At 67.0% G+C, this 9,295-nt stretch carries 10 protein-coding genes and 3 pseudogenes; 4 read left to right on the forward strand and 9 right to left on the reverse strand.

Translation table 11 applies throughout. The features are described from left to right. The first annotated feature begins 158 nt into the window (after positions 1–158). Positions 159–437, forward strand: a complete 279-nt coding sequence (locus tag ACWD68_RS37450) for a hypothetical protein (protein ID WP_451810935.1) — start codon at positions 159–161, stop codon at positions 435–437. Here the strand turns inward: ACWD68_RS37450 and ACWD68_RS37455 are convergent. From ACWD68_RS37455 to ACWD68_RS37465, 3 genes and pseudogenes are all read right to left on the reverse strand, one after another. Then, complete coding sequence (locus ACWD68_RS37455) at positions 382–1,692, reverse strand: chloride channel protein (protein WP_451810936.1); 1,311 nt, start codon at positions 1,690–1,692, stop codon at positions 382–384. The two genes, ACWD68_RS37450 and ACWD68_RS37455, sit on opposite strands and share 56 nt — an antisense overlap. A gap of 222 nt (positions 1,693–1,914) precedes the next feature. Continuing rightward, positions 1,915–2,519, reverse strand: a pseudogene (locus ACWD68_RS37460) (site-specific integrase); the annotation flags it as partial. A gap of 145 nt (positions 2,520–2,664) precedes the next feature. Continuing rightward, positions 2,665–4,029, reverse strand: a complete 1,365-nt coding sequence (locus ACWD68_RS37465) for a pyridoxal phosphate-dependent decarboxylase family protein (protein ID WP_451810937.1) — start codon at positions 4,027–4,029, stop codon at positions 2,665–2,667. 115 nt (positions 4,030–4,144) lie between these two features. On the opposite strand from ACWD68_RS37465, the gene ACWD68_RS37470 reads away from it, so the two are divergent. Both ACWD68_RS37470 and ACWD68_RS37475 read left to right on the forward strand, forming a co-directional pair. Further along, positions 4,145–4,636, forward strand: a complete 492-nt coding sequence (locus ACWD68_RS37470) for a MarR family winged helix-turn-helix transcriptional regulator (protein WP_451810938.1) — start codon at positions 4,145–4,147, stop codon at positions 4,634–4,636. 558 nt (positions 4,637–5,194) lie between these two features. Beyond that, positions 5,195–5,647: a hypothetical protein gene (locus ACWD68_RS37475; protein ID WP_451810939.1), complete on the forward strand. Its 453-nt coding sequence runs from the start codon at positions 5,195–5,197 to the stop codon at positions 5,645–5,647. A 201-nt stretch (positions 5,648–5,848) separates the two neighbouring features. On the opposite strand, the gene ACWD68_RS37480 is transcribed toward ACWD68_RS37475, so the two are convergent. Then, on the reverse strand, positions 5,849–6,187 hold the full coding sequence (locus ACWD68_RS37480) for a hypothetical protein (RefSeq protein ID WP_451810940.1): 339 nt from the start codon (positions 6,185–6,187) through the stop codon (positions 5,849–5,851). A 287-nt stretch (positions 6,188–6,474) separates the two neighbouring features. Between ACWD68_RS37480 and ACWD68_RS37485 the strand changes: the two genes are divergently transcribed. After that, positions 6,475–6,735, forward strand: coding sequence for an Imm32 family immunity protein (locus tag ACWD68_RS37485; RefSeq protein WP_451810941.1), 261 nt, complete (start codon positions 6,475–6,477; stop codon positions 6,733–6,735). Between the two features lie 301 nt (positions 6,736–7,036). On the opposite strand, the gene ACWD68_RS37490 is transcribed toward ACWD68_RS37485, so the two are convergent. From ACWD68_RS37490 to ACWD68_RS37510, 5 genes and pseudogenes are all read right to left on the reverse strand, one after another. Beyond that, positions 7,037–7,603 (reverse strand): GNAT family N-acetyltransferase, encoded by a 567-nt coding sequence (locus ACWD68_RS37490; protein ID WP_451810942.1) that lies wholly within the window; start codon positions 7,601–7,603, stop codon positions 7,037–7,039. 15 nt (positions 7,604–7,618) lie between these two features. Further along, on the reverse strand, positions 7,619–8,248 hold the full coding sequence (locus tag ACWD68_RS37495; protein ID WP_451810944.1) for an integrase core domain-containing protein: 630 nt from the start codon (positions 8,246–8,248) through the stop codon (positions 7,619–7,621). Next, positions 8,133–8,768: pseudogene (locus ACWD68_RS37500) on the reverse strand (IS3 family transposase); the annotation flags it as partial. The gene ACWD68_RS37495 and the pseudogene ACWD68_RS37500, both read right to left, overlap by 116 nt. Continuing rightward, positions 8,756–9,046, reverse strand: coding sequence for a transposase (locus ACWD68_RS37505; RefSeq protein WP_451810943.1), 291 nt, complete (start codon positions 9,044–9,046; stop codon positions 8,756–8,758). The pseudogene ACWD68_RS37500 and the gene ACWD68_RS37505, both read right to left, overlap by 13 nt. Positions 9,047–9,167: 121 nt before the next feature. Further along, a pseudogene (locus tag ACWD68_RS37510) lies at positions 9,168–9,295 on the reverse strand (hypothetical protein); the annotation flags it as partial.

Genomic DNA, 9,295 nt, shown 5'->3' on the forward strand with positions numbered 1-9,295 from the left:
GGGCGGCGGATCTCCGATGCAGTTCCTGCTCCAGCCATGAGCCCGCGTCGCGGGTGAGGTCGTCGACAGCATGCGGTTCGGCGTCTACCCGATCGCGTACGCCGTCCCGAGTCGTTGGTCGGGATGCGAGGTGGTTTGCCTCGTTGGATGGTGGAGTCATGAACCAGCACCAGTCCCATCGGACGATCGAGATCGACACCCGGCTCGTCAGGACCGGTGCCGTGCTCACGGCGACCGGTGCCGCGGTCGCGTGCGTCGGCATGGCCATCGGGGCCTTCGCGGTGTTCACGGCAGGTCGGCGCATGATCCGCGACATGGACGTGCCCCCGGCCCAGCAGGCGGCGGCGAAGTGGCAGCAGGCCAAGGAGGCATCCCGAGCGGCTACGCAGGCGTGGCAGTCAACGTCCCCCGCCCAGAACGGGTCGTTCTCCCGCTAGTTCGGCGAGGGCGCACCGACGACTCCGGTTCCCGGCGCGATGGTGTGGCGAGCAGGACGGAGACCAGTGGAAGTCTCAGCATCGCGGCGCTCATCGCTCCGATACCCATCGCGAACCCCGCGACCAGGGTCAGCCCTGGCAGGTGGGAGAACAGAATGCCGCCCGCCGCTCCCAAGAACATCGCCGGAAAGATCGGGCCTCCCCGGAAACTGCTGAGCGATGCGCAGTAGGCCAGGCTCTTGCACAAGACCAGCAGCAACAGCGCTCCGACCGAAAACGCGGTGCTGTGGGTGAGGAGTGGGTCCAGCGCCGTCTGCCCCGAATACAGCACGTCGGTCGCTGCATGGTCGGTGCCTTCTGCGTAGCCGATCGCCAGTCCCGCCACGACCAGGCCCATGACCACCGTGGCCGGTACCCGTCGCCTTTCGACGCGTGCCCTGAGCCGGACGGCGACCCATCGGATTCCCACCCCCACGAATGCGGCTGACAGTCCGATGACCAGAGCCCAGCCGAATTCCGCCGCTGTCGGGGTCGCGGCCTCGGGCACGTCGTGCAGTGCCAGCGAATAGGTGCCCAGCCCTGTCCAGGACCCCAGTCCGACGAACATGAGTGCGCCGATGCCCGCCGCCAGCAGGCCGGGCACCAACACCAGCGCCATCATCGGCCCACCCAGACCGGAGGCTTCCATCAGGAGGAACGCTCCTAGCAGGGGTGATCCCAGCAACGAGCTGACGGCCGCGAAACTGCCCGCCGCGCCCAACACCGCAGTGACCTGCTCCGGGGGGTCCCGTTTGACCATCCGCACGGCGCCGGCGGCGAGCCCGCCTCCGAGCGCCAGCAAAGGCGACTCGGGTCCGAGGACGGCAGCAAAGCAGAGCGTCGCCGAGGCCGCGAGGAAGATGCCGGGCAGCTCGATAGGTGTGGGCACGCCTGCGGCCTTGAACCCGGCTGTGGGTTCATGGCCGCCGTGCCCCGGCAAGTACTGCACCGTCAGTCCGGTGAGCAGTCCCCCGACGGCGAGCAGCGGCAGCGGCCACCACGACGGCGTTCCATCAAACCCCAGCGACTTGGGAAGATCCGTATAAATCAGTGGCTGAAGTTCGCCGACCAGGGCAAGGAAGCCGAAAGCCGCCGCTGACACCGGCACACCGATCAGCGCAGCCATCACCAGAAGCACCAGGTACTCGCGGCTCCGAAGAAGCTTCACCGGATCCGGGCGCGATGCGGCCTCGGATCCATTCATGGCAACCGGCATGCGCATTGCCTCCTCGCGATGCGGACCTCGTAGTGGTCTCGCCGGCTGCTTTCAGCGAACTCGGAACGCCCCGCCGCCCGATGGAAGCGGCGCGGTTCCGAGCCTGGCACGCCATTCCCCTGCAGGCATGCCAGCGCGGCCCATGCGTGTAAGCCCGGATCTCCGAGTCATGCCAGATCGTGCGGGGAACCGCAGGGGACGCATACGGGTGGTGGGAGGTCTGGGACGAACCATCCCCCTGTACGTCACGGCCGTACCGGGAATGCCCGACGAGCCGCGAGATCTCCTCCAACGGGACGCCCGGTCGGAGAGCAGAGACCCGAAGCTGTGCCGGAGCTCCCGGGGCGTCCACTCGTCCGCGTCGATCCCGTCGATGCCCCTGAGCACCTCTGCCGGAAGGCGCGGCGGCCGTCGGCAGCGTCGATCGGCGCTGCCAACGGCCGAAGAGAGGACGAGCCGTGTTCCTCCCATTCCTCGTCGGCGACGAGCCGATCCCAGCCCTGATCTTCGAACTGCCGCCAGAAAGCTTCGACGCAGCGCGCCGGCAGGGCGAGCGTGCGCCGGGACTTCCGGGTCTTTGTGTCCCCGCTCCCCCGGACCGAACGCCACACAGCGATGCGCGGAGGCTGCGGCGGCTTGAGGTCAGGCCAACACTCGAGGAAGACGTGGTCCCAGGCGAGGGCCCGCAGTTCCTCGGTCCGGGCACCAGTCAACAGCGCGACGACGATCTACGCGTACATCGAAGTCCCCTCGGCCCCCTTCAGCACCGCTTCAGCCAGCCTGAGCGAATGAGCACCTTGGACGCGTACGCCCGCGGCCTGGCGGACGTCCCCACACCATCCGGCGCCACCCCACGCCAGCTCCTGCCGATCACCGAAGTCCGGCACTGATTCATAGGGCATGAGCAGTACCGGAAATGACATCCCTGCCCGGACACCACGGCGTGTCACTCCAGTTGCCGTTGTGCTGCGGTTAACGGGCCCGGGCGAGCTGCTCGACCCGGTCGTGCAGGTCCTCAACGTGGTGCTCGGACTCCGGCTTCATCAGCACGCTCCGCAGGATCCGGCCGCCGTCGGCGTCTGCGGTGACGTTCGGGTGCCGTGCGGTGAACGCCTCGCGGCCGGCCTTGAGGGTGCTCAGGAAGATCGGGTCGGGGCGGCTCATGCCGTCGGCGAGCATGCGGGCGGAGGCAGTGTCGATGGCGGTCAGGGTGGCCGGTTCGGCAGTGGGGAAGTAGCTGACGATGTCCAGCTCGGGCTGTTGGTAGAGCTTCAAGTAATCGGACTCGTCGATGAGTTGCGACCACCTCAGCGCGGCTCGCCGCCCGGCCGCCAGGACTTGGCCGAGGCCGTCGGGTGTGGGTGGGAGGAGCTGGAAGGTGAGCCACAGGGCGGCGGCGGAGGCGCCGGCGCGTGAGCATTCCAGGCTGATCTCGCCGAGGTGGAGTTCGGCGGAGGTGAAGTAGGTGTACGGGGAGTCGTGGAGGTAGAAGCGGCCGACTTCGGGGTCGCGGAAGAGAACGGCGCCGCAGCCGTAGGGCTGGAGTCCGTGCTTGTGTGGGTCGACCACGACGGAGTCGGCCCGGGCGATGGCACGCCAGGGCTCAGGAGGGAGTCCTTCTGGGCCGTCGGCGCCGGCGAGGAGGGTGAAGAACCCACCGTACGCGGCGTCAATATGGACGCGGACGCCGTGGTGTTCGGCGATCGGCAGGACCTGGTGGACGAGGTCGACGGCGCCCAGTCCGGTAGTGCCGGTGGTGAGGACGACGGTGCCGACCTCCCCGCCGCGCAGGATGTCCTCCAGTGCGTCGACGTCCATGCGGCCCCGGTTGTCGGTGCGTACGGGGTGGCCCTTCATGCCGAGCACGTGGCACATGCGGCCGTGGGTGTAGTGGGCGTCTGCGCTGTAGGCGATCCCTCGGCCCGGGTGGAGTTCGCGGGCCACGAACAGGGCTTCGAGGTTGGCGATCGTGCCGCTGGTGGTGAGGTGGCCCAGGTGCGTGTCGTAGCCGAACATCGCGGCGAGCTGGGCGACGGCCTCGCGTTCCATCGCCGCGGTGGCGGGGCCGCCGTCCAGGGCGTGGTTGTTGGGATTGATCAACATCGTCGTGAGGTAGCCGACCACGGCGGCGGGATGCGGGGGCTTGAGCATCTGGCCCGCGTAGTGCGGGTGGAAGAAGGGGTAGTTGTCCTTCAGCCTTCCCGTGAGCTCCTCGAAGGCGCCGGCGAAGCGGTCGTCGTCCACCTGGAGGGACGGGTGGGGCTGGTAGGGGCCAAAGGTGTTGGCCCAGTCCTGTATTGCGTGAGTGGCTCGACCGAGCCAGTGCTGTAGATCCACTGATCTCCCTCTCACTCTCGGGGTGACGGCCACTCTAGGATTTAATTGACTGATCAGCAATTGACTGCTCAGCAATTGAGACGTCAGCAGGTGCGTCGGCAGTAAACTCGCGGCGATGAATGACATGCCCGAGCCCCACGCCGAAGCCGCCGCTCACGCCGCCAACAGTGGGCTCGTCCGGGACTTCGGCCTGCTGATCAGGTCCGCGACCCGTTTGGAGCAGCGGATCGACGCCGCCCTGCGGCGGGACTGCGGGATCAGCCACACCATGCTGGAAGTGCTCATCCGGCTCTGCCGTCGGCCCGGCGAGGAGGTCTCGCAGCGACAGCTGGCCGACGACCTCACACTGACCAGCAGCGGCACGACCCGGCTGATCGACCGGATGGAGGAGGCCGGCCTGGTCCGTCGCGTGCCTTCCCCCGAAGACAGGCGGGTGGCCCTGGTGGAACCGACCACCGAGGGCCTTACGACATTCATCCGCGCCGCAGCCGTCCATGCCCGCGCGCTGGAGGAATTCCTCGTCAGACCATTGGCCGCCGACGACTACATCCGGCTGACTGGCGCCCTGAGCGAGATCGACAAGGCGCTGCGCGAAGCCGCTGACTGACAGGGCGCGGGGCGGCGGCCCGGAGCTGACAGGGAGCGCGTCAGAGCTGGATCTTGGCAGCAATGTCCTGGCCTGTCCCAAGTGCAGTCAGCCGATGAGGTCTGGTGGACTTGTGCTCTCCAAGCGCGAGGACGACGGTCGACGGATCTGCCGATCGCTGTGGAGGTGTGCCAGCCGACACGTCTGGTGGCGTTGGGCGGATCGGCCGGACGAGTCCTTGGAGATCCGCCCCGTGCCGGAACTGTTCCGTTGACATCCAACGCTGACATCGACGACGCCGGACGAGGGCGTACGCCAGCAGCTCTGTTCGGCCACCGCGCCAGGCGACAACACCAGCCGGAGCGGGCTCGGATCGGACTCCTAAAGCGGGTGTCGCAGGTTCGGATCCTGCCGGAAGCACAGTCAGAAGGGCTACCTCAGGAGGGGTTTCCTCCCGGCCTGGCCCTTCGGCGTTTCAGGGGCCGTGCCGCACGTGTGCCAGTAGGGTCCACACCCCCTAGGCGAGCCTTAGGCTAGGCCGCGCGTCGATCCGGCGCCGAGTGGAGGGGGTATCAGAGCATGCGCGGACGACCAGGAGACGAGGCCACCGCCGGGTGGCTGCTGACCTGTAATCCGAAGACTTTCGACCTAGAGGGGTTCCGCCGCTCCGGGCGCGAGTTGGACTCGTGGCGGGTCTCGCAGTTGTGGGGCGAGCTGGCAGCTGACGATCCGTTCGTACTCTGGCTCTCCGGGCCGCGCGGCGGGGTGGTGGCCCTCGGCAGTCTCATCGGCTCCGCCCGCTGGGAGGGAAACCCGGACCCCGCGTTCTGGGCCGAGCCGCCCGCCCCCGCCCACTTCGTCCCACTGACCGTCGAACGCTGGCTGTCCACTCCCTTTCCAGCCCGCACCGTACGGGCCGATCCGACGTTCGCCACCGCGACCATCGTCACCATGCCAGGTGGGCGCAACCCGCACCGGCTGTCCGCTACGCAGTGGGACCGCGTCACGACCATGATCGACGCCATCGGCTAACACGGCCAACCAGGGCGCCGGCGTCAGCAGAGGCCGGCGAGAATCACCAGATAGGTCCTGGGACCGTGCCACAACCGTTCCAGAACGAGCGGGGAACCACGGGGAATGACAGGGACCAGGCCGCCAGCCGGTCAGGTCCCGTGGTCGCTCCACCGCAGGTCGGCCCAGCAACCACCCGTGGACAACCCGAGCTTCCCGAGCTCAGTGCTCCGCGTCACTGGGCCCGAGGCTGCCCCCGTAGCCGACAAGGTTCGCCGCCAGCTCTGCTGCCAGGTCCGCCAATGCCTTCCTGTCGACGTCGGGACCATGCGCGCCGGACAGGGTCACCTGTCCGGCGTCCCAGTGAAAGCAAACAGCGCCACCTCCCGCGCTGTTCCAGGTGAACAAGGGTTGCGGGCCGATGTGGGCCAGATCGAGGAACCCCTCTTCCCGGAGCGCCGGGCGCTCACGAGCGAAGGTGATCCATTCGTCGAACGCGACCGGGTGCTCTTCGCTGTCCATCGCGTCCGCTGCCCTCGTGATGTGGAGCTCGTATCCCATGGCGAGGATCATTCACCAGCCTCTGACAAGACTCGCCGCCCGCTGGCCTCCGTCTCATTTTCCGTCTCGTTCAGCTCGGTTCAAGGACGTTCAACCGAGACCCGAAACTTTACCGAGGCGGGCGCCCGATCTCCGATGTACGCAGGTGAACGCGCCTCCATCCAGCCCACTACTCCACCAACACAGTTGGAAAGCGTGCGCCTGCAGTGATCACTGCGGGACGGCCCCGGCTTGGATGAAGGGTGGGATGCTTGGGCATGCTCCCTGAACCCCACATCGCTCCGTCAATGACCACTCACGTCACCACGGTGACCGATGGAATCACCAGAGTCTTCACGTGGGAGGAAGACGCACGCATAGAGGTACGCGACCTGGGCGGAGAAATCGTGATCGAGGCCAACGCCGCAGGGCTGAGGACCCTGGCCGGTCACCTGCTCACACTCGCCCAGGACGGCACGCCGGATGGCGCCCATCTCCACCTGGAGGAGCACAACGGACTCCAAGACGGGTCCGCGGGCCTGGTTCTGGAGAGGTGCGACGACGAATGACTCGTGCCAGATGCGTGCCAGGTCGTGCGGGGACCACGGGGAACAGCGGGTACTGAATCGGCGGCCATCCGAAGCTTCAACGCCCTTTAGCTGCAGGTCAGTGAGGCAACTGGCGCCAGAGCATCCCAGCTTCCCAAGCTGAGAGCGCACGTGGAGCCGAGCGGAAAGACTGACGTGCCTCTGGAATTAATCGGCCTGCGCGGCCCCATGGCAGCTCCCGCCCAAAGTCTCGGAGCCAACCTCTCGCCGTCGTCGGCCACAAGCCGGCCGTGCCCCTGTCGTGATCAGGCTGCCCTGCCGGTCAGCGCACTGACGGGCGTTGGTGAGCGGCCCAGTGTTCGTCGGCGGTGATGCCCATCAGCACGAGGTCGTGGTAGCTGCCCGCGAAGAATTCGTGCTGCCGGAGCCGTCCTTCTTCGACAAAGCCGGACTTACGATAGAGGGCGAGCGAGGCATCGTTGAATGCGTAGACCTCGACTTCGCATTTGTTGTACCGCTGCTCGGCGAACATGTAGGTAAGGATCAGCTCAGTGGCTTCCGTAGCATAACCGTTGCCGCGATGATCTCGGGTGATCGCAATCCCTGTCTTGAATCGTCCTGCGCGGGCATCGGTTGCCCCGACCGTCACAGATCCTGCGAAGGCCTGATCGGCTACTGTCTCGATTACCAGCCGGAAGGATTCGCCTCCTGGCGCACGTCCAGCACGCTCGGCGGTCCAGGACCGGAAACTCTCCCCCGAGCGGGGCGGCTCGACGAGATCCGCATTGCGAACGTCGACGGTGTGCTGCGCAAGCGCGCGGAAGCCCTCCCAGTCGTCCCGCTCGACGCCCCGCAAGCGCACCTTCTCGCCCACCCAAATGTCGCTCATATCGCCCCTGACACCTCAGCCGATGTGCAGGCGCAGGCGGCCATGCACTCCAAATGCATCACGGTAGAGGCAAGCGTCCGCGAGGTGCTGAGTAGGTGCTGTTTCGATGTCGTGACCCACTCGCTTCACCGGACGCGAGGAATGCAAGGCCACCGCGGTGGCCACCAACTCGCCGGTCGGCCCGTGCCACAACCGTGTCAATCCCCAGATTTCGTAGAGACGTTGGTTATGCGGCCCGGTCTTGTTGATCGGGCCGAGCTCGCGCTTGTTGGATGATCCGTTCGAACTCGACGGGTGGTTGCCCGCTGCGCTGTGGCGTCGTTTGGTGTTGTAGAAGTCCGCGATCCAGGTGGCGGTCTTCAGTCGCGCCTCGGCGCGGGTGGCGAAACGGAGTCGGTGGACGTATTCGACCTTGAGGACCGAGTGGAACGACTCCGCGGCGGCGTTGTCCAGGGCGGAGCCGACACAAGCCCATCGACTGCACCACGCCCCACCTGCCACAAAGCTGCCTGAACGCACCGGAGTTGTACTCCGATCCGCGGTCGGTGTGGAAAATGACGCCGTCCACTTGGCCGCCTCTGGTCGCGATCGCCATCTGCAGGGCGGCGCTGACCAGCGTCGCGTCGTGCCGGTCGCCCATCGCATAGCCCAGGGCCCGGCGGGAGAACGCGTCGTGCACGCTCGCGAGGTAGAGCTTGCCCTCGGCAGTGTCGATCTCGGTCATGTCGCCCCACCACAAGATGTTCGGCGCGATCGCGTCGAACCTGCGCAGCACCAGGTCACGTGCCGTCTTCCGCTTCCCGGGACGGGTCAGCGAACGCCGGCGGCGTGGTGGCTTGCGGCCCTGCAGGCCGAGCTCGGCCATGATGCCGGCGACGGTGTTCTGCGACACCTGCCAGCCCTCTTCCCACAAATCCAGCGTGATCCTCGGCGAGCCGTAGGTGCGGCCCGATCGGTCGAAGAAGTACGAGATCCGCTCGGCCAGCAGTGCCCGTCTGACCTCCCGTTTCGTCGGCTCGGACGGTCTGCGCCGCCACTTGTGGAACCACGCCTCCGACACCCCCAGGGCTCGGAAGGAGGTGCGATGCGGAATCTTGGAATCGGTCCTCTGGTCGCTGATCACCCCGACGAGCGCCGCCGGGTCCGCAACAGCTACTTCACCCACAGGACCATGCAGCGTTTGAGGACATCACGCTCCATGACCAGCTCCTTGCTGTCCCGCTTGAGCTGGGCATTCTCCCGTCGCAACCGCGCAAGTTCCTCGCTCTCACCCGTCGGACCGGCCTTGCCGGCCGCCCGTGCCCTCGACACCCAGGTGACGAGCGTCGTCTCGTTGATCCCGAGGTCCTTCGCGACCTGTGGGATCGGCTTGCCGGTCTCCGCCACGATCCGCACAGCCCCCTCACGGAACTCCGCTTCGAACTTCCGCCTCTTGCCCGCCATGACCCTCAACTTCCCCTGCAGTCACGGTCTCTACGCTACGAGGGGAAGGTCAGGGTCCGGCCGGCGCTGTAGGAGGTGTACGGACGGACCCCGCACGGCGCCGATACGGTGAGCGGCATGGGGGGATCCGATAACGGGACACGGCCGTGCAGGTGGTGCGATCCATGGCCTGGATCTGGCCACGGCGGGAGTTGAGGTCGCCGATGACATCACCCATCGACTCCTCGGGCGTGGTGACCTCGACGGCCA

Source organism: Streptomyces sp. NPDC005141 (assembly GCF_053599975.1).

What these genes read in the sequence shown, in the direction of transcription:
- ACWD68_RS37450 (WP_451810935.1), top strand. Translation starts at nt 159, where the DNA reads ATGAACCAGCACCAGTCCCATCGGACGATCGAGATCGACACCCGGCTC.
- ACWD68_RS37455 (WP_451810936.1), bottom strand. Translation starts at nt 1,692, where the DNA reads ATGCCGGTTGCCATGAATGGATCCGAGGCCGCATCGCGCCCGGATCCG.
- ACWD68_RS37470 (WP_451810938.1), top strand. Translation starts at nt 4,145, where the DNA reads ATGAATGACATGCCCGAGCCCCACGCCGAAGCCGCCGCTCACGCCGCC.
- ACWD68_RS37475 (WP_451810939.1), top strand. Translation starts at nt 5,195, where the DNA reads ATGCGCGGACGACCAGGAGACGAGGCCACCGCCGGGTGGCTGCTGACC.
- ACWD68_RS37480 (WP_451810940.1), bottom strand. Translation starts at nt 6,187, where the DNA reads ATGGGATACGAGCTCCACATCACGAGGGCAGCGGACGCGATGGACAGC.
- ACWD68_RS37485 (WP_451810941.1), top strand. Translation starts at nt 6,475, where the DNA reads ATGACCACTCACGTCACCACGGTGACCGATGGAATCACCAGAGTCTTC.
- ACWD68_RS37490 (WP_451810942.1), bottom strand. Translation starts at nt 7,603, where the DNA reads ATGAGCGACATTTGGGTGGGCGAGAAGGTGCGCTTGCGGGGCGTCGAG.
- ACWD68_RS37495 (WP_451810944.1), bottom strand. Translation starts at nt 8,248, where the DNA reads ATGCGATGGGCGACCGGCACGACGCGACGCTGGTCAGCGCCGCCCTGC.
- ACWD68_RS37505 (WP_451810943.1), bottom strand. Translation starts at nt 9,046, where the DNA reads ATGGCGGGCAAGAGGCGGAAGTTCGAAGCGGAGTTCCGTGAGGGGGCT.